The organism is Mesorhizobium sp. WSM3868, assembly GCF_002294785.1.
Taxonomy (GTDB): Bacteria; Pseudomonadota; Alphaproteobacteria; order Rhizobiales; family Rhizobiaceae; genus Mesorhizobium.
This window is the reverse complement of sequence record NZ_NSGB01000006.1, coordinates 155563-178685: the sequence shown is the minus strand read 5'-3', so window position 1 is coordinate 178685 and position 23123 is coordinate 155563. Positions and strand designations below refer to the sequence as shown.

18 protein-coding genes and 1 tRNA gene are annotated in these 23123 nt (G+C 65.5%); 11 read left to right on the top strand and 8 right to left on the bottom strand.

What is annotated here, in order from left to right; genetic code table 11:
- Positions 1-279 precede the first annotated feature (279 nt).
- The 6 genes from CK221_RS12425 to CK221_RS12400 all read left to right on the top strand — a co-directional run bounded on the left by CK221_RS12425 (position 280) and on the right by CK221_RS12400 (position 8020).
- On the top strand, positions 280-525 hold the full coding sequence (locus CK221_RS12425) for an acyl carrier protein (protein ID WP_066997751.1): 246 nt from the start codon (positions 280-282) through the stop codon (positions 523-525).
- A gap of 68 nt (positions 526-593) precedes the next feature.
- The gene (locus CK221_RS12420; protein ID WP_095778018.1) at positions 594-1733 is read left to right on the top strand and encodes an acyl-CoA dehydrogenase family protein; all 1140 of its coding nucleotides are present in this window, start codon (positions 594-596) and stop codon (positions 1731-1733) included.
- A 1-nt stretch (position 1734) separates the two neighbouring features.
- On the top strand, positions 1735-2658 hold the full coding sequence (locus CK221_RS12415; RefSeq protein WP_095777922.1) for an amino acid--[acyl-carrier-protein] ligase: 924 nt from the start codon (positions 1735-1737) through the stop codon (positions 2656-2658).
- Position 2659: 1 nt separating this feature from the next.
- Positions 2660-3658: a DUF1839 family protein gene (locus tag CK221_RS12410; protein ID WP_095777921.1), complete on the top strand. Its 999-nt coding sequence runs from the start codon at positions 2660-2662 to the stop codon at positions 3656-3658.
- Between the two features lie 22 nt (positions 3659-3680).
- Positions 3681-6233, top strand: a complete 2553-nt coding sequence (locus CK221_RS12405) for a glycoside hydrolase family 2 protein (protein ID WP_245430621.1) — start codon at positions 3681-3683, stop codon at positions 6231-6233.
- Positions 6230-8020 carry an alpha/beta hydrolase family protein gene (locus CK221_RS12400; protein ID WP_095777920.1) on the top strand — a complete coding sequence of 597 codons (1791 nt, stop codon included), beginning with the start codon at positions 6230-6232 and terminating at the stop codon, positions 8018-8020. Before CK221_RS12405 ends, CK221_RS12400 begins: the two co-directional genes overlap by 4 nt.
- A 138-nt stretch (positions 8021-8158) precedes the next feature.
- On the opposite strand, the gene CK221_RS12395 is transcribed toward CK221_RS12400, so the two are convergent.
- A tRNA-Pro gene (locus CK221_RS12395) sits at positions 8159-8235 on the bottom strand.
- 200 nt (positions 8236-8435) lie between these two features.
- Here CK221_RS12395 and CK221_RS12390 point away from each other — a divergent pair.
- Positions 8436-9956 carry a phosphomannomutase/phosphoglucomutase gene (locus CK221_RS12390; RefSeq protein WP_095777919.1) on the top strand — a complete coding sequence of 507 codons (1521 nt, stop codon included), beginning with the start codon at positions 8436-8438 and terminating at the stop codon, positions 9954-9956.
- A 10-nt stretch (positions 9957-9966) separates the two neighbouring features.
- Complete coding sequence (locus tag CK221_RS12385; protein ID WP_095777918.1) at positions 9967-12204, top strand: AGE family epimerase/isomerase; 2238 nt, start codon at positions 9967-9969, stop codon at positions 12202-12204.
- Between the two features lie 71 nt (positions 12205-12275).
- Here the strand turns inward: CK221_RS12385 and betB are convergent, their stop codons facing one another.
- The 5 genes from betB to betI are packed head-to-tail and all read right to left on the bottom strand — an operon-like array spanning position 12276 to position 18557.
- On the bottom strand, positions 12276-13739 hold the full coding sequence (betB, locus tag CK221_RS12380) for a betaine-aldehyde dehydrogenase (RefSeq protein ID WP_095777917.1): 1464 nt from the start codon (positions 13737-13739) through the stop codon (positions 12276-12278).
- A 55-nt stretch (positions 13740-13794) separates the two neighbouring features.
- Positions 13795-15447, bottom strand: coding sequence for a choline dehydrogenase (gene betA, locus CK221_RS12375; RefSeq protein WP_066997725.1), 1653 nt, complete (start codon positions 15445-15447; stop codon positions 13795-13797).
- Positions 15440-16444, bottom strand: a complete 1005-nt coding sequence (locus CK221_RS12370; protein ID WP_176477893.1) for a pyridoxal-phosphate dependent enzyme — start codon at positions 16442-16444, stop codon at positions 15440-15442. The genes betA and CK221_RS12370 overlap by 8 nt, the downstream gene beginning before the upstream one ends.
- Positions 16441-17970, bottom strand: coding sequence for a choline-sulfatase (gene betC, locus CK221_RS12365; protein ID WP_066997719.1), 1530 nt, complete (start codon positions 17968-17970; stop codon positions 16441-16443). Before betC ends, CK221_RS12370 begins: the two co-directional genes overlap by 4 nt.
- Positions 17967-18557: a transcriptional regulator BetI gene (gene betI / locus CK221_RS12360; RefSeq protein ID WP_067320854.1), complete on the bottom strand. Its 591-nt coding sequence runs from the start codon at positions 18555-18557 to the stop codon at positions 17967-17969. The genes betC and betI overlap by 4 nt, the downstream gene beginning before the upstream one ends.
- Before the next feature lie 188 nt (positions 18558-18745).
- On the opposite strand from betI, the gene CK221_RS12355 reads away from it, so the two are divergent.
- Both CK221_RS12355 and CK221_RS12350 read left to right on the top strand, forming a co-directional pair.
- Entirely contained in the window at positions 18746-19912 is a 1167-nt protein-coding gene (locus tag CK221_RS12355; RefSeq protein WP_095778017.1) for an acetyl-CoA acetyltransferase, read from the top strand.
- 51 nt (positions 19913-19963) lie between these two features.
- Complete coding sequence (locus tag CK221_RS12350; RefSeq protein WP_095777915.1) at positions 19964-20968, top strand: asparaginase; 1005 nt, start codon at positions 19964-19966, stop codon at positions 20966-20968.
- Here the strand turns inward: CK221_RS12350 and CK221_RS12345 are convergent.
- Positions 20965-22341, bottom strand: coding sequence for a TIGR03808 family TAT-translocated repetitive protein (locus tag CK221_RS12345; protein WP_095778016.1), 1377 nt, complete (start codon positions 22339-22341; stop codon positions 20965-20967). The genes CK221_RS12350 and CK221_RS12345 overlap by 4 nt on opposite strands.
- Before the next feature lie 106 nt (positions 22342-22447).
- Here CK221_RS12345 and greA point away from each other — a divergent pair, with 106 nt between their 5' ends.
- A complete protein-coding gene (greA, locus tag CK221_RS12340) occupies positions 22448-22930 on the top strand; it encodes a transcription elongation factor GreA (protein WP_066997710.1) in 483 nt (160 codons plus the stop codon).
- Positions 22931-23002: 72 nt separating this feature from the next.
- Here the strand turns inward: greA and CK221_RS31255 are convergent, their stop codons facing one another.
- Complete coding sequence (locus CK221_RS31255) at positions 23003-23119, bottom strand: hypothetical protein (protein WP_348628436.1); 117 nt, start codon at positions 23117-23119, stop codon at positions 23003-23005.
- Positions 23120-23123: the final 4 nt, after the last annotated feature.

Sequence of the window (23123 nt, the reverse complement as noted above, 5' to 3'; positions counted from 1 at the left end):
CCAAAGTGAGGGCCTATTGTCGACCATTTATCTGATTGATTGATTGACGGCAGGCTTTTGCGGAAGGCTGGCGGCGGCGAAAGCGCGTGGCTTGATATCGATGCGGATACAGAGCCACAAGAAACGCCGGACAGAGGTCCGTCCGAATCGAGAGCCGTAAAATTGTATTGCGGTCCGTTACCGATCCTTAGGCATGGTTGAAACTGCTCTGCGGCGTTAACGCCACGGTTGCGTTGCGTCTGCGATATTGCCGGCTGCACAACGCAAGGTGGGGCCTCCATGATTGACCAGATACGCTCGCTGCTCGAGCAGCATCCGATGATTCCGCTGAATTTCGGCGCGCTCGCCGACGACGCCAATCTCTATGACGCGGGGCTGACCTCCTTCGCCTCAGTGCAGATGATGCTGGCGCTCGAAGAGGAGTTCGACATCGAATTCCCCGAGACGATGCTGACGCGGCGCACCTTCTCTTCGCTGGCCAGCATCGCGGATGCGGTTTCGCAGTTGACGCGCAAGGCGGCGTAGCCATGAACGTGTTGAGAAAGATAGAGGCGGCCTCGCTCGCGGAGGCGCCCGAAGCCGCGACCGAGCGCATGCGCCGCGTCGCCGAGATCGCCGCCGGCCATGCCGACCCCGTCGACAAGGAGGGGCGTTTCCCGGCGGAGACGATCGAGGCGCTGAAGCGCGAGCGCCTGCTCGGCGTGGCGATCCCGATCGAGCATGGAGGCGAGGGGCTTGGCACGATGCAGATCGCCGACCTCATCGTGCAGCTCGGCCAGGCCTGCGGCTCGAGCGCGATGATCTATGCCATGCATCAGATCAAGACGTCGAGCTTCGTCACCCACGGAGGCGCCAGCGACTGGCACCGCGCCTATATGCGGCGCATCGCCGACGAGCAGCTTCTGATGGCTTCGGCGACGACGGAGGCCGGCATCGGCGGCAATTTGCGCAATTCGATCTGTGCGGTCGCGGTCGCCGGCGGGCGCTTCGCGCTGACCAAGGAAGCCACCGTCATCTCCTATGGCAACTATGCCGACGCCATCCTCGCCACGGCGCGTCGCGCCCCTGATGCGGCCAGCTCCGATCAGGTGATGGTGGTGATCCCGGCCGATGCCAACCGCACGCTTGAGCGCACGTCGGTGTGGGACACGCTCGGCATGCGCGGCACCTGCTCCGACGGCTTTCATCTGGTCGCCACGGGTGACGCGGCGCAGATATTCCCGAAGCCGTTCTCCGAGATCGCGGCGCAGTCGATGCTGGCCAGCTCGCACATCTTCTGGGCGGCGACCTGGTTCGGCATCGCCGCCGACGCCTTCAATCGGGCGCAGGCCTTCGTCAAGGCGGCGGCGCGCAAGCAGCCCGACTCCATGCCGCCGGGCGCGCTGAGGCTGGCCGAAGCGGCCGCCCTTTTGCAGGAGATGAAAGGCCACCTTGCGGCCGCCATCCACCGCTTCGAAGCGGCCGCGGGCGAGGACGACGCGCTGTCTTCGATCGGCTTCGCCGCCGAGATCAACGCGCTGAAGGTCGCGGCCAGCGAGAAAGCCGGCGCCGTGGTGCGTCTCGCCATGCTGGTCAACGGCATTCTTGGCTACAAGAACGGCACCCCGTTCAGCGTCGGCCGGCAGCTGCGCGATGTGACCTCGGCGCCGGTGATGATCTCCAACGACCGCATCCTTTCCAATACCGCGACGCTCATGCTGATGAGCCGCTTCGACACCGGCCTGGGGAGCTGAGATGGACGCCAAGACATTCGACTCCAAGTCGCTGCTGGACAGCCTGTTCGAGAACGGCATCCTGTTCGAATCCGGCGTCGACGGCCTTTATGGCCGTTCGGGCGCGTTCGAGGACGTGATCGAGCGGTTCGAGCGTCTCGTCACCCGGCTCGGCGCGCCCGACAAGGCCACTCGCATCCATTTTCCGCCGGGCATGAGCCGCGCGACGCTGGAGAAGAGCGGCTACATGAAAAACTTTCCGCAGCTTGCCGGCTGCGTGCATTCCTTCATGGGCGGCGAGCGGGAGCATGCGCAGCTGCTCGGCATGATGGCTGACGGCGGAGACTGGACGGAGCTGCAGAAGGCGACGGACCTCGCGCTGACACCCGCCGCCTGCTATCCGCTCTATCCCACAATAGCTGCGCGCGGCCCAGTGCCGGCGCAGGGCCTTCTTTTCGAACTCTCCTCCTACTGCTTCCGCCACGAGCCGTCGAAGGACCCGGCGCGCATGCAGCTCTTCCGCATGCGCGAGTTCGTCAAGATCGGCACGGCCGAGCAGGTGCGCTCGTTCCGCGAAAGCTGGCTGAAGCGCGGCAGGGCCATGATCGAGTCGCTCGACCTGCCCTGCGAGGTCGATCTTGCCAACGATCCGTTCTTCGGCCGAGGCGGCAGGATGATGGCCAACAACCAGCGCGATCAGGGCTTGAAATTCGAGCTGCTGATTCCGGTGACCAGCATCGAGAAGCCGACCGCCTGTTTGAGCTTCAATTATCACCAGGACCATTTTGGCCAGACCTGGGGCCTGAAGTTCGCCGACGGGGAGTTCTGCCATTCGGCCTGCGTCGGCTTCGGGCTGGAGCGCGTGGCGCTGGCGCTGTTCCGCCACCACGGGCCGGACGCGGAAGCCTGGCCGGCGGCGGTCCGCGACGTGCTGTGGGGCGTGTGAGATGCTGAGAGCGATCGCCGGCCTCGATCCGGCCACCTACCGGCCGCACTGGCTGCACGATCCACAAAGGCGGTGGCCGCAGACCAACTGCTATGTCGACCTTCTGATCGAGGTTCTGCACGCGACCGGGCACGATCCGGTCGCAGCGTTCGGTTTCACCGCGGCGCAGGATTTCGAAGGTGATCAGTTCACGTTTTTCAAGTTCCCGACCGCCGACCTGCAGAGGCTGGCGGGGCTGGACATCCAGGAGCTGGCGGTCTTCGACCGGCTGGAGACGCATGTGCTGACGCAAGTCGAGCTCGGCCGGCTGCCGCTTGTCGAGGTCGATGCCTTCTACCTGCCCGACACCAAAGGCATCACCTACCGCAGCGGCCATTCCAAGACCACGGTCGGCATCAATGCGCTCGATCCCGAGGCGCGGCAGATGCGCTACTTCCACAATGACGGCTACTTCGCGCTCGAGGGCCAAGACTATGACGGCATCTTCGGCCAATGGGATGGTGTGTCGGCAGGCGACCTGCCCCTGTTTCCTTACGCGGAATTCGTGAAGCTCGACGCCACGCGCCCGGTCCGCGACGCGGTCGGGACCGCAGCGGCGCTGCTCGCACATCACCTGAAGCGGCGGCCGAAGCGCAATCCGCTCGGCGCCTATGCGGCCGCGTTCGGCCGCCACGCTGAAAGGCTGGCGACAAAGTCGCCTGCCTATTTCCACACCTATGCCTTCAACACGCTGCGGCAGGTCGGCGCGAATTTCGAACTTCTTGGCAGTCATCTCGAATGGCTGGGGCAGCACGGCGAAACCTGTCTGGCAGAGGCGGTGCAAGCCGCCGGTAACATTGCCGAGGGCGCCAAGGTCATGCAGTTCAAGCTCGCCCGCGCGATGGCGCGGCAGCGCTTCGACGGCTTGACCGAAGCAATCGCGCCGATGGCGCAGGCCTACGAAACGGTGATGGACGTGCTGGACGCCCGCATGGCCGGTGTCGCCTCCAAGGCGGCCTAGCGGGCCGGCCGAGGCGCATTTGATGATGGGTGGGGGAATGGACGCCACGGTGTCGATCGCCGGCACTGCCGGATTGCTGGATCGGGGTTGGCGGATGGCCATCTCGGCGGCAGGTGCCTGGGCTTCGCCGAATGACATCGACGCAAATGCCGAATGGCTGGACGCGGCCTGCCCCGGCACGGCGGCCGCCACGCTGGAAAAGCATGGCCGCTGGGACCGCAAGCAGCCAACCCGGCTGCACGACCGCGATGTCTGGTACAGCCGCAGGCTCGACGCGACCGGCTCGGTGCGGCTGGTGTTCGAGGGGCTGGCGACTGTCGCCGAGGTCTGGCTTGGCGAGCGGCTGCTGCTCACCTCGACCTCGATGTTCGAGCGCCATGAGGCTGCGGTAAGCCTTTCAGGGGGCGAGCAGCTCGCCATCGTCTTTCGCAGTCTCGACCGCCATCTGGAAACGGCGATCGGTCCGCGCGCCCGCTGGCGCCCTCGCATGATCGACGATCAGCGGCTGCGGCTGGTGCGCACGACCCTGATCGGCCATATGCCGGGCTGGTGCCCGAGCTTCGATGTCGTCGGGCCGTGGCGTCCCGTCAAGCTGATCCACGAAAATGGCGGGCAGCGCATCCTCGATGCCGACATGCGCGCCAGGCTCGACGGCACGACCGGGCATCTTGCCGTTGCGATAACCCTCGCCGAACCCTTCGACAATGCGCAAACGGCGCATGTCAGCTGTGCCGGAGTGCGCGCGCCCCTCAAGTTCGAGACACCCACCCGGCTGACGGCGGAATTGGCCATTGCCGATGTCGCCCCATGGTGGCCGAACAGACATGGCGAGCCGGCGCTGCACGAAGTGATGGCGACGCTGGGCACGGTGCGCAGCCGGCTGGGCCGGGTCGGATTCCGCCGCATCGAGATCGATCGCGGCGCCGACGGACGCGATTTTCGCCTGGTCGTCAACGGCGTGCCGGTGTTCTGCCGCGGCGCGGTCTGGACGCCCTCCGATCCCGTGCGACTGCCCTGCGAGCGAGGCGAAATCCAGCCCGACCTCGATCTCGTGCGCCAAGCCGGCGTCAACATGCTGCGGGTCGGCGGCACCTTCGCCTATGAAAGCGATGCCTTCCACGAGCTGTGCGACGAGATGGGCATTCTGGTCTGGCAGGACCTGATGCTCGCCAATTTCGACTATCCGGCGAAGAGCGAGGCCTGGCGGGCGGCGCTGTCGCGCGAGGTGGAGAACCTGTTGAGGCGGCTTCGGCATTCGCCGTCGCTGGCGGTGCTGTGCGGCGGCAGCGAGGTGGCGCAGCAGGCCGCGATGCTCGGCATGCCGGTGGCGATGGATCCGACACCCTGGTTCGACGATGTCGTGCGTCCGGCCGCGCAGGCGATCCTGCCCGATCTGGCGCTCGTGTCCTCCTCGCCCTCCGGCGGCAGCCTGCCCTTTGCCGCGGATGGCGGCCCGACGCACTACTATGGCGTCGGCGCCTATTGCCGGCCGCTGGAGGACGCGCGCCGCGCGGAGGTGCGTTTCGCCAGCGAATGCCTCGCCTTCGCCAACGTGCCGGAACAGGCGACGCTCGATGAGCATCTGCCCGTTCCGCCCGGCCACGACCCGCGCTGGAAGGCCGGCGTGCCGCGCGATGCAGGTGCGTCGTGGGATTTCGAGGACGTGCGCGAGCATTATCTGGAGACGCTGTTCGGCGTCGATGCTCGCCGGCTGCGCATGGAGGATCCAGCGCGCTACCTCGACCTCTCGCGCGCCGTCATTGCCGAGGTGGTTGAGCGCACGATCGATGAATGGCGCAGACCGGCCTCCCCGACGGCGGGCGCGCTGGTGTTCTTCTGGAAGGATCTGCTCCCGGGAGCAGGGTGGGGCGTCGTCGATTCTGCCGGTCGGCCGAAATCGGTCTGGCATGCGCTGAGACGCGCCTTCGCGCCGCTCCGGCTGACGCTGAGCGATGAGGGCGTCAACGGGCTGAGCGTCCATCTCGTCAATGACACGGCAAGGGCAGTCGAGGCGACACTATCGCTTGCCTGCCTGCGCGACGGCGTCACCCCGGTGGTGGCGGCGCGCCGGCCGGTCACTCTGCAGGCGCGTGGGGCGCAGTCGCTGTCGGCATTCTCGCTGCTCGGCGCCTTCTTTGATCTGTCTTACGCCTATCGCTTCGGCCCAGCCGGGCACGAAGTAACGGTGGCAAGGCTGGAAGGCCACGACGGCGAGATCCTGGCCGAAGCCTTTCATGTGCTTCCAGGCGCCATGACCGCGCGACGCGATGTCGGTCTGTCCGCAGGGCTGATGCGCGGAAGCGACGGCTGGCGCCTGCGGCTCGCCTGCAGACGCGCCGCCTATCAAGTCGCCATCAAGGATGGGCTGTTCTTCCCGCGCGAGAACGGCTTCCACCTGATGCCGGGCGCGGTGAAGGAAATTGGCCTGGATGGGCCGGCCTATGCCACTCCGGCCGGCGTCGTGACGGCGCTGAATGGCGATCGCGAGGTGGCCTACGATGCGCCGCAAGCCGACAATGTAGAGACCAGGGTGGAGAGCATGCAGTCGTTGCGGCCTGCTGGGAGCGTGGCATGAAGGGGGTCGTCTTCGCCGACACGATCGGCTGGCTTCATGAAGGCAGGGGCACCGGGCGGCGCGGCCGGGGTGTCGTGATCGCTGGGGCGCATGGCCACGAGGACCTGTGCAGCCAGCGTTTCCTGCGGCTTCTGGCTGACAAGTCGGCCGAACACGGTCTGCCGGCGCTGCAATTCGACTATCCCGGCTGCGGCAATGCCGCCGGGGACCATTCAACGCCCGGTCAGGTGCAACGGTGGACGGCGAGCATAGGCGCGGCGATCGATCGGCTGAAGCAGGATTGCGGCGTGGCGGACGTCATTTTGGTCGGCTTCCGGCTTGGTGCCCTGCTGGCCCCGCTGGCGGCGGCCGGACGCGACGACGTGGCGGGTCTCGTGCTGCTCGCGCCGCCGTCCTCCGGCAAGGCCTATGTTCGCGAGATCACAGCCATGTCGCGCATGATCGACGCGCCGCTGGCCAGCCGCTCGGCGGGCGAAGGGGTTTTCTCTGAGGGGCGCGAGGCCGCCGGCTTCCGAATTTCGCATGAAACGCTGGCTGATCTCTCGGCGCTCGATTGGCGGCATGCCGCGGCTGGCCTTCCATCCCTGCCGATGCTGGTGCTTACAAACGGCAAGCCGCTGGCTGCGGAAGAGGTGCGCGGCGACACGGCTGGCGCTGCGGAAATCGCGACGGCCGAGTTCGATGGCTATCCTCTCTTGATGTGCGACCCGACCGCCAACCGGATTCCGGCCGCCGCTCTCGATCGCTGCGCCGCCTGGATCGCCGACCAGACCGGCGAAGCGGCAGCGGGAAAGGCCATGCCGCGCGCTGCGTCGGAGATACTGGACGGTCCGCATTACACGGAAAGCCCGGTGCTGATTGGACCGGCGCCGATGATCTGCGGTGTGCTTTGCCGACCGCGCGAACGCCAGACCGAGGCTGAGCCGGTGATCTTCCTCAATGCCGGTGGCGTGCCGCATGTCGGCTGGGCGCGCGGCACGGTGGAAGCGGCGCGAGCCCTGGCGGCGGAAGGCGTAGCCTCGCTGCGCGTCGACCTGCCCGGACTTGGCCTCAGCGATCCGACTGAGGAAGGGCGCCTGTTCCTTTATGACCGGCGCACGCGCGATGATGTAAGTCGTGCGATCAACTGGATGGAGCGAGCCGGCTACCCCGGGGTCGGCCTGGTCGGCACCTGCGCCGGCGCATTTCAGGCTTTTCACGCCGCGCGGGCCGATCGGCGGGTACGGATGCTGACCATGATCAACCCGCTCTGCTTCGCCTGGAACAGTTCCTACGCGCTGGAGATGGCGGTCTGGAAGACTTACGAGACATCCAAGGCCGTGCTCGGGCAGAACGCTGCCGCCAGGCAGGAGAGCCGCGAGCCGGCCGACGCCGCATGGCGCGGGATCGTTTCGCGATGCGCCCGGCTGATCATCCGGCGCGGGCTGGAGGCGATCAAGTCCACATTGTCCATGCTGCATCCGGCCGCGCTGCTTGGACAGCGGCGGGTGGAACGCTGGATGCGCGACCTATGCGGCCGCGGCGTGCGGGTCCTCCTGGTAACCTCGGAAGGCGATCTGAGCCTGAAGGAGATCGCCCGCCATTTTGGCTCGGAGGAAGAGCGGCTCGATAGCATTCGTGGCGTGACCAGGGTCTCGCTGCCGAATGCCGACCATACGTTGACGCCGTATCACGCACGGCGCGCCGTGATCGCCCGCCTGATCGACCATGGCGGCATCAGGCGTGACGGTTATGCTCGTTCCGAGCCGGTGCGCGCGACGGCAAGCCCTTCCTTCCTGGCGCCGTAGGGCAGGATCAGTTCGGCTGCAGCATAGATATGCGGCAAGCGCGTCTTACTGCGTGACGCACCGCTACGGTTCTCTGCGCGAAAACGCGCAAGCTGTTGAATTGGCAGGGAAACCGAAGGTTTTCGGGAGATTTCGTTCTGGTCGGAGTGGCAGGATTTGAACCTGCGACCCCATCGTCCCGAACGATGTGCGCTACCAGACTGCGCTACACTCCGTGACCAGACGGCGGGCTTATAGCCGCCACTTTCCGATCCTGCAAGCGTCAATGGCTGCACTTGTGTCGCATTTCTCGGCTTTCACCAAGCTTGCCCGGATGGCATGCGATTTAGCCGTCGGAGAAAGACCGGCTTAAAGGCTTTCATGATAAGCCGCGCCCTTTATAGATCGGCATTCCGGCTCTCTGGAGTTTCGACCATTGACCCTGACGATTCTTGGCGAAGCCCGGCCCAACAGCTTCGAATTCGAGACCTCGGCGCTGATCAAGGCGTCGGGCTTTCGCGAGTACGACGCGCGCTGGTGGGTCGGCCATCCCGGCTCGACCAAGGCGCCGGAGCTCAATTTGATCGGCGTCCAGGCGCTCGGCATGGGTCTGGGCACGCTGATCCGGCGCTTGGGCGTTGGGCCGGATATCGTCACCGGCCATGATTTCCGCTCCTATTCGCTGTCGATCAAGCTGGCGCTGGTCTCCGGCCTGATGGCAGGGGGCGCCCGGGTGAAGGATATCGGCCTGGCTTTGTCCCCCATGGCCTATTTCGCGCAGTTCGCGCTCGATACACCCTCGGTCGCCATGGTCACCGCCTCGCATAACGAGAATGGCTGGACCGGCGTCAAGATGGGGGCGGCGCGGCCGCTCACCTTCGGTCCGGAAGAGATGAGCGCGTTGAAGAAGATCGTGCTCGAAGCCGACTTCGACCTCCGCGGCGGCGGTGCCTACGAGTTCATCTCCGGTTTCCGGGAGCTCTATGTCGATGATCTTACCAAGGGCAAACACATCTCGAGAAAGCTCAAGGTCGTTTGTGCCTGCGGCAACGGCACGGCCGGCGCCTTCGCGCCGGAAGCGCTGGCGCGTGTCGGCTGCGAGGTGATCCCGCTCGACGTCGAGCTCGACCATGCCTTCCCGCGCTACAATCCCAATCCCGAGGACATGCAGATGCTGCGTGCCATCAGCGAGAAGGTGCTGGAGACGGGCGCAGATGTCGGACTGGGCTTCGATGGCGACGGCGACCGCTGCGGCGTCGTCGACAACGAGGGCAACGAGATCTTCGCCGACAAGGTCGGCCTCATGCTCGCGCGCGATACTTCATCGCTCCGTCCGGGCTCGGCCTTCGTCGTCGACGTCAAGTCGACGGGGCTCTTCGCCACCGATCATGTGCTCAAGGCGAACGGCGCCACAACTGACTATTGGAAGACCGGCCATTCCTACATCAAGCGCCGCGTTGCCGAGCTCGGTGCCGTCGCCGGCTTCGAGAAATCCGGGCATTTCTTCTTCAACCCGCCTATCGGCCGCGGCTATGACGACGGGCTGATCACTGCGATCGTCATCTGCCAGATGCTCGACCGCAATCCGCGGAGCTCGATGGCCGATCTCTGCCGCGCGTTGCCGCTGACCTACGGTACGCCGACCATGTCATCGCAATGCCCCGACGAGGTGAAGTACGGCGTGGTCGACCGCGTCGTGGCGGATTTTCAGACGATGCACCGCGAAGGTGCTGACTTTGCCGGCCAGAAGATCGTAACGCTCATCACCGTCAACGGTGTGCGCGTCGTTGCGGAGGACGGCACCTGGGGCCTTGTGCGCGCCTCCTCGAACAAGCCCGAGCTTGTCGTGGTGGTGGAGAGCCCGGTATCGTCCGAGCGGCGCCGGCAGATGTTCGAAGCCGTCGACGCCGTGCTGCGCCGCAGTCCCGAAGTCGGCGCCTACAACCAGACCTTCTAACAGGGCAGCCATGAGCCAGCGCATCGTCAGTTTCGTCACGAGCGGCGGCGTCGGCTCGCGGTTATGGCCCCTGTCGCGCGAGGACAATCCCAAGCAATTCCACGACCTTTCCGGCGACGGCTCGATGCTGGCCAAGACCTTGCGCCGGCTGGCCGCGCGGCCTGAAGGGCAGACGCCGATCTTTCTCATCGCATCGGAGCGCCATGCCGAGCGCGTCCATGCCGATCTTGCCGGCATTGATCTCGCCGGCGGCGGGCCGCTGTTCGAGCCCACCGGGCGCAACACCGCCGCTGCCGTGGCGCTTGCCAGCCTGCGCACCCTCTCCGAATTTGGCGACGAGCTTGTTCTCGTGGTGCCCTCCGACCACGAAATCTCCACCGCGCGCCAGTTCTGGCAGAGCGTTGAAGCGGGTGCTGCGGCGGCGAGAGCCGGTCGCCTGGTGGTGTTCGGGATCAAGCCGACGCAGCCCGAAACCGGCTATGGCTATATCGAGGTCGCGGCCGACCGCGACGGCGTGTTCGACGTCTCTCGCTTCGTCGAGAAGCCCGACCTCGCCACCGCGCGGGCTTATCTCGACGCCGGCAGTTTCTACTGGAATACCGGCATTTTCCTGTTTCGCGCCGGCGTCATGCGCGCTGCCTTCGCCGCGTTCGAGCCCAAGATCTGGCAGGCGACGGAAGCCGCGTATCACGCGGCGACCAACGATCTTTCCGGGCTTTACATGCCGCTGGAACTCTACTCGGCGATCCCGTCGACCTCGATCGACTACGCTGTCATGGAGCGGGCCAAGGACATCGCCATGGTGCCGGCCGGATTCCGCTGGAACGATCTCGGTTCGTGGCAGTCGCTGCTCGATGTCGGCCCGTCCGACAGCCACGGTAACGTCATCCTTGGCGATGTCCTGGCCATAGATTGCGAGAACTCCTACATCCGCGGCGACGGCCGGCTGCTGTCGGCCATCGGCATGAAGGACGTGGCGATCGTCTCGACGGCCGACGCCACCTTCGTGGCGCCGGTCAGCCACAGCCAGCACGTCAAGAAGATCGTCGAGCAGCTAGAGAAATCCGGTCGGCTGGAGACGAGGTTCACGCCGGCGCATGACCGCGTCATCGAGAGCGGCGCCTGGCGGCGCCGCGTTCGGCACTGGCTGTTCGAGGAGACGCTGCCGCTGTGGTCGACCGCCGGCGTCGATGAGCGCCATGGCGGCTTCCACGAGGCGCTGGGCTTCGACGCCGCGCCGTTGATGAAGCCAAAACGCATGCGCACCCAGGCGCGTCAGATCTATGCCTTCGCCGTCGCCAAGGAGCGCGGCTGGGACGGACCGGCGGATCGGCTGATCGCTCATGGCCTTGACTTCATGGCAGGCCGGGGCCGCACCGACAAAGGCGGCTGGGTGCGCACGCTCAATATCGACGGCTCGGTCGCCGATCCGGTCGAGGATGCCTACGACCATTCCTGCGTGCTGTTGGCGCTGGCGCACGCGCATATGTCGGGTCATCCCGATGCGTTGCGGCTCGCCGAGGAAACCTTTGCTTTCCTCGATGCTCATCTCGAGGACAGCCGCATGACAGGTTTCCTCGAAACCTCCGACGGCGAGGGCGAGCGTCGCTCCAACCCGCACATGCATCTGCTCGAAGCCTTTCTCGCTTGGCACAGAGCCACTGGCGAGCGCGTCTACCTGAGCCGCGCGGCGCGCGTCATAGATCTCTTCCGCAGTCATTTCTTCGATGCCGAAAGCTGGACGCTGGGCGAGTATTTCGACGACGGCTGGAAGCCCGTGGCGGGCGCGAAAGGAACATGGACCGAACCCGGCCACCATTTCGAATGGGCCTCGCTGCTCGTCGATTTCGCCGCCCGCAGCGGCCAGGCCGAACTCACCGGCTTCGCCCGCAAGCTCTATGCCTCGGCTGTCGCCAACGGACTCAACCGCGCCACCGGCCTTGCCTATGGCGCCGTCTCGCGCCAGGGCCTTCCGCTCGACACGGTCTCGCGCAGCTGGCCGCAGGCCGAGGCGATCAAGGCTGCGATCGCGCTCGACGGCTCGGGTGGGCCGGACCTCAAACCGGAGATCGAGGCGCGCGTCGGCCACCTGTTCCGCTGGCACATCGACCCGGCGCCGGTCGGCCTCTGGATTGACCGCATCGACGAGCGCGGCCGGTCATTGGCGAGCGACGTGCCGGCCAGCATCTTCTACCATCTGGTTTGCGCGCTGACGCAGTATCTGGACGGAACGGCGGAGAAGGGGTGAGGGGGCAACTGGCGGCAACGCAGAAGCTGCCAATCTCTGCTGTCACTGCGGGCTTTTGGCCAATCGCCAAGTCAATACGGGCTCGCCACATCCCCCGTCTCGACATAGACCGCCTTCAGCTGCGAATAGTGCGCCAGCGCCGCGAGCGAGTTCTCGCGGCCGATGCCGGACTGCTTGACGCCGCCGAAGGGCATTTCCACCGGCGTCAGATTGTAGGCGTTGATCCAGCAGGTGCCTGCCTGCAACTCGGCGATCACCCGATGGGCGCGGGGCAGGTCGCGGGTGAAGACGCCCGCAGCGAGGCCGAATTCGGTATTGTTGGCGCGTTCGATCACCTCGTCCTCGCTATCGAATTTCAGCACGCTCATCACCGGTCCGAAGATTTCCTCGCACGCGATGCGCATGCCATCGGTCACGCCGGTGAACACGGTCGGTTTGATGAAGAAGCCACCTTCGAAGCCCTGCAGCGACGGCACGTTGCCGCCGCAGGCAAGCGTCGCACCCTCCTCTCTGCCGGCGGCGATGTAGGAAACAGCCTTTTCCTGCTGCGCCTTGTTGACCAACGGCCCCATCTGCGTTTCCGGATCGAGCGGATCGCCGATGCGGATTTTTTTGGTACGCTCGGTCAGCCGCTCGACGAAGCGGTCATGCAGGCCCTTCTGCACGAAGACGCGCGTGCCGTTGGAGCAGATCTGGCCGGTCGAATAGAAATTGCCGAGCATGGCGCCGCCGATGGCGTTTTCGAGATCGGCATCGTCGAAGACGATCAGCGGCGACTTGCCGCCGAGCTCCATCGTGGCGTGCTTCATTTTCGAACCGGCAAGCGACAGCACCTTGCGGCCGGTCGGCACCGAGCCGGTCACCGAGACCTTGGCCACGACATCATGGCCGACGAGGCCAGCGCCGACATCGCCATAGCCCTGCACGACGTTGAACAGCCCGTCGGGCAGGCCCGCCTCGCTGTAGATTTCGGCCAGCGCCAGTGCCGAGAGCGGCGTGTTCTCCGACGGCTTGAACACCATGGCGTTGCCCATGGCTAAAGCCGGCGCCGACTTCCAGCCGGCGATCTGGATCGGATAGTTCCAGGCGCCGATGCCGACGCACACACCAAGCGGCTCTCGTCTTGTGTAAGCAAACGGTCCGCCGAGCTCGATCATCTCGCCGTTGAAGGCCGCCACTGCGCCGGCGAAATATTCCAGGCAATCGGCGGCCGAAGGCGCGTCCGCCACCAGCGTCTCCTGGATCGCCTTGCCGGTGTCCAGCGTCTCGATGCGCGCCAGGTCGGCATTGCGGGCGCGCAGGATATCAGCGGCGCGGCGCAGGACGCGGCCGCGCTCGACCGGCTTCATCCGTGCCCAGGCCGGCTGCGCCGCGCGCGCGGCCTCGATCGCCAACTCCAGCACGTTCGGCGTCGCCGAATGCAGCGTGGCGATGGTCTCGCCCGTCGCCGGATAGATCACCGGCAGTGGCGCGCCGCCTTCGTCCTCGATGTAGCGGCCGTTGACGTAGTGCGATGCCGTTGGCTGGGCGCGCATGGTCTTCTCCGTTCGTAATCGCCGGGGCGGGGGAGGGCGCCCGCCGGATCATGCGCTATCTGTCTGCCACCTGCCAGCGCGGATTGATCCAGGGTTCCTGGTTGGATGGCGCGAGCGGCGTGCGGCCAAGGATGTGGTCGGACGCCTTCTCGCCGGTCATGATCGACGGCGCGTTCAGGTTGCCGTTGGTCACCCGCGGGAAGATCGAGGAGTCGGCAACGCGCAGCCCCTCGACGCCGATCACCCGGCATTCCGGATCGACGACGCTGGTCAGGTCGTCGGCGCGGCCCATCCTGCAGGTGCCGCAAGGGTGATAGGCGCTCTCGGCGTGATCGCGGATGAAGGCGTCGAGCTCGTCGTCGGTCCGCACATGGGCGCCCGGCGAAATCTCCTTGCCGCGGAAGCCGTCGAAGGCCTTCTGGCCAAAAATCTCGCGCGTCAGCCGGATGCAGTGGCGGAACTCGCTCCAGTCGTCGGGATGCGACATGTAGTTGAAGCGGATCACCGGTTTCGCTTTCGGATCGGGCGAGCGCAGGCTCACCGAGCCGCGCGACTTCGACCGCATCGGCCCGACATGCGCCTGGAAGCCATGCGACTTCGCCGCCGCCTTGCCGTCATAGCGCACCGCCGCTGGGATGAAGTGATACTGGATATCGGGGTAGTCGACACCGGCCTGCGAACGCACGAAGGCCGCCGCCTCGAAATGGTTGGTGGCGCCGAGGCCGGTCTTGAAGAACAGCCACTGCGCGCCGATCATTGCCTTGGAGAACGGGTTGAGCACCGAATTCAGCGTGATCGGTCTGGTCGCTTCCTGCTGGATATAAAGCTCCAGATGGTCCTGCAGATTGCGGCCGACGCCCTGCCGGTCGGCAATGACCTCTATGCCGTTTTCCTGCAGATGTGCGCCCGGACCGATGCCGGACAGCATAAGGATCTTCGGCGAATTGATCGACGACGCGGCCACAATCACCTCACGTCGCGCCTTAACGACCTGAATCTGTTTGTGAGCTTCGATCTCGACGCCGACGGCGCGTTGATTCTCGATCACCACGCGTCGCGCGAAACCCTTAAGCAGGCTAACATTTTTTCGTTTGAGAGCCGGCTTCAGATAGGCGTTGGCCGCGGACCAGCGGCGGCCGCGCCAGATGGTCTGCTCCATCGGCCCGAAGCCTTCCTGCTTCGATCCGTTGTAGTCGTCGGTGAGCTCGAAGCCGGCCTGCCGGCCCGCCTCGAGGAAGGCGCCGTAGAGCGGGTTCTTGCGCGTGCCGCGCTGCACATGCAGCGGGCCGCCGTGACCGCGCCAGCCGTCCTCGCCGCCGTCGGAATCCTCCATGCGCTTGAAATAGGGAAGCACATCGGCGAAGCCCCATCCGGCAGCACCCTGTTCGGCCCAATGGTCGAAGTCGCGCGCATGGCCGCGAACATAGACCATGCCGTTGATGGAGGACGAACCGCCGATCACCTTGCCGCGCGGGGTGGCGAGCACACGGCCGCCGAGATGCGGCTCCGGCTCGCTGGCGAAGCCCCAGTCGTAAAGGCTCATGTTGAGCGGGATCGACAGCGCCGACGGCATCTGGATCAGCGGCCCCATATCGGTGCCGCCGAACTCGATGACGATCACCGAATGCTTGCCGTCTTCCGACAGCCGGTAGGCCATGGCCGAGCCGGCGGAGCCGGATCCGATGATGACGAAATCCGCTTCAAGCATTGTTCATATGCGCCATAAAGTCGGCGAGCGAGACATTGCCGCCGGTAGCCACCACAAGGACGGTTTTGCCCGCCACATCCACCTTGCCGCCGAGCAGCGCGGCAAGCGCGGCCGCGCCCGAAGGCTCCAGCACCAGCTTCAGCCGCTCGAAGGCGATCTTCATTGCACCCCGCACCGCGGCATCCTCGACGGTGACGCCGCGAACGCCGGCAGCACTCACCGCCGCGAAGGGCGCCTCGCCTGGCTTGCGCGCCATCAGCCCGTCGCAGATCGATCTCGGTCCGATCGGCATCGTCTCGATGGCGCCATGCGCCAGCGACGAGCCCATGCCGTTGAAGCCTTCCGGCTCGACGGCGATGATCTCGGTTTTCGGCGACAGATAATGGAAGGCGAGCGACACGCCGCCGATCAGCCCGCCGCCGCCAACCGAGCAGAACACCAGGTCGGCGTGGGCCTTCTTCGCCGCCAATTGGTCGAGCGCTTCCAGCCCGGCCCCTGCCTGGCCGGCGACGATCTCGGGATCGTCGAAGGGATGCAGCAAGGTGAGCTGCTCGGTCTCGGCGATCTCGCGCGCCTTGGCGGCGGCGACTTCCTCGCGGGCACGCTCGCCATGATCGGTCAGCACCACGCGCGCGCCATAGCCGGCGGTCGCGTCGCGCTTGGCGGCAGGCGCGTCGATCGGCATGACGATGGTGACGGGAATGCCGAGCGCCTGGCCGGCAGCCGCAAGCCCTTGCGCGAAATTGCCGGAGGAATAGGCGACCACGCCCTTCCTCGCTTCGTCCGGTGACAGCCGCTTAAGGCGCCAATAGGCGCCGCGCACCTTGAAGGACCCCGCCCATTGCAGCGATTCCGGCTTGACGAACACCCGCGCGGCGCCGGCTTCCCTCGCAAGTGCGGCCGACTCCAACAGCGGCGTGACTTGCGTCGCCGTCGAGGTCACCGCATAGGCCTGCTTCAGGCGGTCGAGGGTGGGAACCAGAACGTCTGCCATCATTCGCCTCGCGGATATCGTTTGCTCTCTTCAAGGTTGTCGAGATTCATGTGATTGCGCATGTAGCGCTCCGAGGCTTTCTGCAGCGGCTGGAAATCCCAGGGGTAATAGGCGCCGTTGCGCAGCGCCGGGTAGACGACCCAGCGGCGTGCCTGGCTTTCGCGCACCGCGGCATCGAACGCGGCCATGTCCCAGCGCGCCCGGACCTTTTCCATGAACGCCGCCACCAGGGCAGCGTTCGCCGGCTCGTCAGCGAGGTTGTTCCGTTCGAGCGGGTCGGCCTCCAGGTCGAACAGCTGCGGCGCGTCGAGCTCGCAATGGACGAATTTGTATTTGCCGTCGCGGATCGCGGCCAGCGGCGCATAGGAGCCTTCGGCGGCATATTCCATGAGAACGGGTGCGGTGCGCGGCTTGCCGCCGAGCAGCGGCAGCAGCGACTGGCCGTCGGTCCACGGCGCGATTGCAGCGATATCAATGCCGGCGAGGTCACAGAGCGTCGGCGTGACGTCGAGATTGGAGACGGGCGCCTCGATGAGGCCGGCTGGCACGCCGTTGCCGGCGATCATCAGCGGCACGCGCGCCGAGCCCTCGAGGAAGCTCATTTTGAACCACAGGCCGCGCTCGCCCAGCATGTCGCCGTGATCCGAGCAGAACAGGATGATGGTGTCGTCAAGCATGCGAGTGCGCTTGAGGACGTCCAGAAGCTCGCCGAGCTTATCGTCGACATAGGAAATGTTGGCGAAATAGCCTCGCCGGGAACGGCGCACCTGCTCGGACGTGATCTCGAAGGACTGATAGTCGCTTGCCCGGTAAAGGCGCTGCGAATGCGTGTCCTGTTCGTCATGCGGGATGAACGGCGTTTCGGGATCGAGCGTCTGGCAGTTCTCGTAAAGATCCCAGTACTGCCTGCGCGCGACATAGGGATCGTGCGGGTGCGATAGCGAAACGGTGAGACACCAGGGCCGATGTCCCGCATCGTCCTGCTCGCGCGAAAGCTGGTACAGCTTTTGCTCGGCCAGAAACACCACCTCGTCGTCATACTCCATCTGGTTGGTGGTCTCGGCAACGCCGGCGCCGGTGACCGAGCCGAGATTGTGATACCACCAGTCGATGCGCTCGCCGGGCTTGCGGTAATCCGGCGTCCAGCCGAAATCGGCCGGATAGATATCGGTGGTCAGCCGCTCCTCGAAGCCGTGCAACTGGTCCGGTCCAACGAAATGCATCTTGCCGGACAGGCAGGTGTAATAGCCGGCGGAGCGCAGATGATGCGCGAAGGTCGGGATCGAGGAGGAGAATTCGGCGGCGTTGTCATAGACCCCGGTGCGCGACGGCAGCTGGCCGCTCATGAAGGAAGCCCGGCCGGGCGCGCAAAGCGGCGAGGCGGTGTAGTTGTTGGCGAAACGCGCCGAGCGAGCGGCGAGCGCCTTGAGATGCGGCACGTGCAGGAAATCCGCCGGGCCGTCGGGGAAGAGCGTGCCGTTGAGCTGATCGACCATGACGATCAGGAAATTGGGTCGTTCGGTGGTCAAGGCAGGCTCCGTCCGCTGAGCTTGGTTTCGAGATAATCTTCGACGAGCGCGATCGCTGTCTGCGCATCGGGCACGCCGTCCTTCAGCGCGCGCCGAATGTAGAGTCCGTCGATCAGCGCCGCCGTCGCTTCCGCAGCGCGGTCCGCTTCGGCCCTCGGCAGAATGCCGGTCAGCCCGCTCATCAGGTTGGAATTGAGCCGCCGCGCATAGATACGAAGCAGCCGCCGCAACTCGGTCGATTTCTGCGCCTCGACATAGAAGGCGAGCCAGGCCGCGATGATCTCCGGCTGGAACTGCTCGTCGGAGAAACTGACCGCAACGACGGCCGAGACGCGCTGGCGCGGTGTCGCGGCGACGCGAAGCGCTCGTCTTGTATCGATGTTGAGCTCGGCAAGGATGTGCCGCATCGTGGCGAAGAGCAGCTCGTCCTTGGCGCCGAAATAGTGATGGGCGAGCGCCGACGACACGCCGGCGCGGCCGGCGATCTCCGACATCGTGACGTCCAGCGAACCGCGCTCGCCGATTGCCGAGATCGTCGCGTCGATCAGCGCCTTGCGGCGCAGCGGTTCCATTCCGATTTTCGGCATGCGAGGGGTCCGGTTCGAAGCGAGATTATTTTTTATTGACGCATCAATCAATAAAAAATCGGCATCGGATCAATCGATCGTATCGCTCTGGCCCCATCCCTTCGGCTGGAAAACGGTTCACTATTGAACAATATTGAATGTCATGCCGCGACCGGACGTGCTAGGCTGCGCGGCAGATGGAGGCTGTCATGACCGCATGCATCGTCGGCTGGGCGCATTCGCGTTTCGGCAAGCTCGAAGGCGAGACGCTGGAGGGCTTGATCACCAGGGTCGCCGTGGACGCGCTCGATCATGCCGGCATCGGCCCTGACGATGTCGACGAGATCGTGCTCGGCCATTTCAACGCCGGCTTCTCACCGCAGGATTTCACCGCGAGCCTGGTGCTGCAGGCCGACGACCGGCTGCGCTTCAAGCCGGCGACGCGCGTGGAGAATGCCTGCGCCACCGGTTCGGCTGCGGTGAGACAAGGCGTCCGCGCCATCGATTCCAACGCCGCCCGCGTCGTGTTGGTGGTCGGCGCCGAGCAGATGACCACCACACCTGGGCCCGAGATCGGCAAGAACCTGCTGAAAGCCTCCTATCTGCCCGAGGATGGCGAAACGCCGGCCGGCTTTGCCGGCGTCTTCGGCAAGATCGCTCAGGCCTATTTTCAGCGCTATGGCGACCAGTCGGATGCGCTCGCCATGATTGCCGCCAAGAACCACAAAAACGGCGTCGAAAATCCGTATGCCCAAATGCGCAAGGATTTCGGCTACGAGTTCTGCCGTCAGGAAAGTGAGAAGAACCCCTTCGTCGCCGGTCCGCTGAAGCGCACCGACTGCTCGCTGGTCTCGGATGGCGCCGCGGCGCTCGTCCTCACCGACACCGCGACGGCGCTGAAGATGCGCCGCGCCGTGACCTTCCGCGCCAACGAGCATGTCCAGGATTTCCTTCCGATGTCGAAGCGCGACATCCTTGCCTTCGAGGGCTGCGAGCGGGCCTGGGAACAGGCGCTGAAAAAGGCCGGCGTCACGCTCGACGACCTCTCCTTTGTCGAGACGCATGACTGCTTCACCATCGCCGAGCTTATCGAATACGAGGCGATGGGCCTGGCGAAGCCCGGCGAGGGCGCGAAGCTCGCGCTGGAAGGCGTCACGGCCAAGGACGGCCGGCTGCCGGTCAATCCGTCCGGCGGGCTGAAGGCCAAGGGCCATCCGATCGGCGCCACCGGCGTCTCCATGCATGTCCTCACCGCCATGCAACTGACCGGCGAGGCCGGCGGCATTCAGGTGCCTGGGGCAAAACTCGGCGGCATCTTCAACATGGGCGGTGCTGCGGTGGCCAACTACGTTTCCATCCTCGATCGGATCAGGTAGAAGCGGCCCGCATCAAAGCGACGCCGCCGGCGCGCGCTTGCGGGAGGCAGCATGGCAAATCCGGTTCTGGTCGAAGTCACGCGCGGCGCGGTGGTCGAAAGCGCCCATCGCGGCGCGGTTTCTGTCTTCGACGCCGACGGCAAGCCTGTCTGGGAGATCGGCGATACGGCACGACCGGTGTTTCCGCGCTCGGCGGTGAAGGCGATCCAGGCGCTGCCGCTGCTCGAATCCGGTGCTGCGGACGCCTACGGCTTCGGCGATCGCGAATTGGCGCTGGCCTGCGCCTCGCACTCAGGCGAGCCGGCGCATGTCGAACTGGCGCAAGCAATGCTCGCCAAGGCCGGTCTCGACAAGACGGCGCTCGAATGCGGCGCGCACTGGCCGTCGAGCCACGTTGCGACGATCGCGCTGGCGCGCACCGGCAGCGCGCCCAACCCGCTCCACAACAATTGCTCCGGCAAGCATGCCGGTTTCCTCTGTACCTGCGTGCATTCCGGCATTGCCCATGGCGGCTACGTCAAGGCCGGCCATGCGCTGCAGGAGATGGTGCGCGACGCGATGCAATCGGTGACCGGCGCCGCGCATGATGTCGACCATTGCGGCACCGACGGCTGCTCGATCCCGACCTATGCCGTGCCGCTGAAGAGCTTTGCGCTGGGCTTTGCGCGTATGGCGACGGGCAGGGGCTTTGCGCCCGAACGCGCCAAGGCGGCGAAGCGCCTGCTCTCGGCCTGCATGGCCGAACCGTTCCTGGTGGCCGGCACCGGTAAGGCGGACCTCGCGCTGATGCGGGCCGCGCCCGGCCGCATCTTCGTCAAGACCGGCGCCGAGGGCGTCTATTGCGCGGCCCTGCCCGAGCTCGGTCTCGGCATCGCCTTGAAATGCGATGACGGCGCCAGCCGCGCCTCCGAGGTGATGATCGCCGCCGTGCTGGCCAAGCTGCTGCGCAGCGACGAAGCGCTCGCGGCAAAGCTTACCGGACTTGCCAATCCGCCGGTCGAAAGCCGTATCGGCGCCAAAGTGGGCTTGCTGCGGCCGACGGCGGCGCTGGCCTAACTGACCTTGTTCCGCTCGACGGTCAGATGCGCATAGCCGGTAAAGGTTGATCTTGCCAGATCGCCCGTCACCGGATTGGCCCAGCGCTGGCCGATGATGGCGCCGTTCTGCGCGGCGTCGATGATATTGTCCGAAATGACCGCGCTGCCGGAACCCTCGACGACGCTGACGACGATGCCCGTGCCGGACTTGCGGATGATGTTGCCCGTTGCAACCACATTGCGCAGATAAGGTCCCCAGCCGAGCTGCATGCCGTAGAGTGGCGCGTTCTCCACCACATTGCCGCAGACGGAGGTCTCGGCCTCGGCGCTGATGCCGACGCCGAAGCCCGGCGGGTCGGCGGTGTAGGGGCCGACGATCGAGAGGTTGCGCACAATATTGTTCGAGCACGCGGCCATGCGGCCGCCTTCGTTGAAGTTCACGATCGAGATGCCGTTGGCGGCACCGTCGACCAGATTGTTGCTGAGGATCGCGCCCTCGAAGGAGAACTCCGAATAAATCCCCGTCTCGCCCGAGCGCGAGCAGGTGTTGCCGGTGATCTGCAGATTGCTGGAGCTGTTGGCGCGGATCGCCGAGAAGGCGCAGTCCGACACGACGTTGGCGGAGATAATGACATTGCCGGCGCGGAAGGCGTTGATACCGTTGCCGTTCTGGCCGGTGCCGCCGCTCCTCGCGCCGATGCGCTGCACGCGGTTGCCGCTGACGATGGTGCCGTCCTCCGCCTGTTGCCAGCGATGCACCAGAATGCCGCCATTGGCGCAATCTGAGACGGTATTGCCCGAGATCTCCAGCCCGCCGGCCTCGACCGAATAGATGCCGGCGTCTGCCGCACCCGAAACATCGCAGCGCCCGATGCGGCCTGAAACATGTTCCAGCGCCAGCCCGTTCTTGCCGCTGCCTGTGACCTGGCAATTGTCGATGGCGAGATGCGCGACGCGGCGCAGATCGAGCAGCCCTTGCGTATAGTCGGCCAGCCAGCGGTTGCTGCCGTCCAGCACCAGCCCGCTGAGCTCGATATGCTCGGCCTGTTCGGCCATCATCAGGTGGCCGTTGCCGCCATAGACGATGCGGGTCGCCCCCGGGACGCCCGAAAGGCGCACGCGGGCAGGCAGCTTCAGGTTGGAGACAAGATAGGTCCCGGGCGGCAGAAAAACCGGCGCACCGCGGTCGCTGGCGTCGCTGAGCATCTTGGCGAAGGCCTTGCTCTGATCGTCCAGCGCGCCCGGCTGCAAGCCGATTTCGATTGCATTGATCGAGCCGCGCATCGTGGCCTTCTCGATGCCGGGCAGTATCTTCGCCGATGCCTTGTCGGCAAGGAGGCCGGCAGCGGCGAGGCCGGTGGTGCGGGCAAGCAGCGTTCGTCTGTTCAACATCGGCACAGGTCCTGGCGTTTCAACCGCTCCATCGCAGGAATCGTGCCAAGGCCGGCTCGCAGGCAAACCGCTTGTGCACTTGCCTCACCAAGCTTAAGTTCATGTTATGAGTAGAGCTTTCACCCGCGAGGAAGACAGCGAAAACGCCATTGCCGGTGTCGGCGAACGGCCGATCAGTCCGCACCGCAATCTGGTAACGGAGCGGGGACTCGCGATGATCGAAGAGAACCTCTCCGAATTGCGAGATCAGATGGCCAAGGCCGAAAGACGCGGCGATCGCGAGCGCCTCGCAATAGTGTCCCGCGACCTGCGCTACTGGACCGCGCGGCGCGAGAGCGCGGAGCTTTCGGTGCCGGAGTCCGGCAGCAATGTGGTCCGCTTCGGCATGGGCGTCACATTGGAAAACGGCGACGGCAAAAAGGTCCACTGGCGCATCGTCGGCGAGGACGAGGCCAACCCGTCGAAAGGCAGCATCTCCCACGTCTCGCCGATGGCGATGGCCCTGTTCGGCAAGAAGGTCGGCGAGGTCGTTGCCGTCAACGGCAAGGAGTGGGAGATCGTCAAGCTGTCGGACAAGGCCGAGAACTAGACCTTGAGCTTGACTGTACAGTCGCGGAAAAACGCCGCGGCTCCGATCTCATTTCACCTGCCGCGACATCCATCACGAATTCGTAGATCGTGCCGTTATCAGCTGTAAGGTGGTAGCCGTTGATGTAGCACCGGCAGCGACCATCGCCGTACGCTTGTTCCCGTCCACAAAGGCACGGTTCCTGGCGATGCCG

Excerpts from the sequence above, each read along its gene's own strand:
- CK221_RS12420 (WP_095778018.1), top strand. The coding sequence starts at position 594 with ATGCGCCGCGTCGCCGAGATCGCCGCCGGCCATGCCGACCCCGTCGAC.
- CK221_RS12415 (WP_095777922.1), top strand. The coding sequence starts at position 1,735 with ATGGACGCCAAGACATTCGACTCCAAGTCGCTGCTGGACAGCCTGTTC.
- betA (WP_066997725.1), bottom strand. The coding sequence starts at position 15,447 with ATGCTTGAAGCGGATTTCGTCATCATCGGATCCGGCTCCGCCGGCTCG.
- CK221_RS12410 (WP_095777921.1), top strand. The coding sequence starts at position 2,660 with ATGCTGAGAGCGATCGCCGGCCTCGATCCGGCCACCTACCGGCCGCAC.
- CK221_RS12370 (WP_176477893.1), bottom strand. The coding sequence starts at position 16,444 with ATGATGGCAGACGTTCTGGTTCCCACCCTCGACCGCCTGAAGCAGGCC.
- CK221_RS12400 (WP_095777920.1), top strand. The coding sequence starts at position 6,230 with ATGAAGGGGGTCGTCTTCGCCGACACGATCGGCTGGCTTCATGAAGGC.
- CK221_RS12405 (WP_245430621.1), top strand. The coding sequence starts at position 3,681 with ATGATGGGTGGGGGAATGGACGCCACGGTGTCGATCGCCGGCACTGCC.
- CK221_RS12425 (WP_066997751.1), top strand. The coding sequence starts at position 280 with ATGATTGACCAGATACGCTCGCTGCTCGAGCAGCATCCGATGATTCCG.
- CK221_RS12355 (WP_095778017.1), top strand. The coding sequence starts at position 18,746 with ATGACCGCATGCATCGTCGGCTGGGCGCATTCGCGTTTCGGCAAGCTC.
- betI (WP_067320854.1), bottom strand. The coding sequence starts at position 18,557 with ATGCCGAAAATCGGAATGGAACCGCTGCGCCGCAAGGCGCTGATCGAC.
- betB (WP_095777917.1), bottom strand. The coding sequence starts at position 13,739 with ATGCGCGCCCAGCCAACGGCATCGCACTACGTCAACGGCCGCTACATC.
- CK221_RS12385 (WP_095777918.1), top strand. The coding sequence starts at position 9,967 with ATGAGCCAGCGCATCGTCAGTTTCGTCACGAGCGGCGGCGTCGGCTCG.
- greA (WP_066997710.1), top strand. The coding sequence starts at position 22,448 with ATGAGTAGAGCTTTCACCCGCGAGGAAGACAGCGAAAACGCCATTGCC.
- CK221_RS12345 (WP_095778016.1), bottom strand. The coding sequence starts at position 22,341 with ATGTTGAACAGACGAACGCTGCTTGCCCGCACCACCGGCCTCGCCGCT.
- CK221_RS12350 (WP_095777915.1), top strand. The coding sequence starts at position 19,964 with ATGGCAAATCCGGTTCTGGTCGAAGTCACGCGCGGCGCGGTGGTCGAA.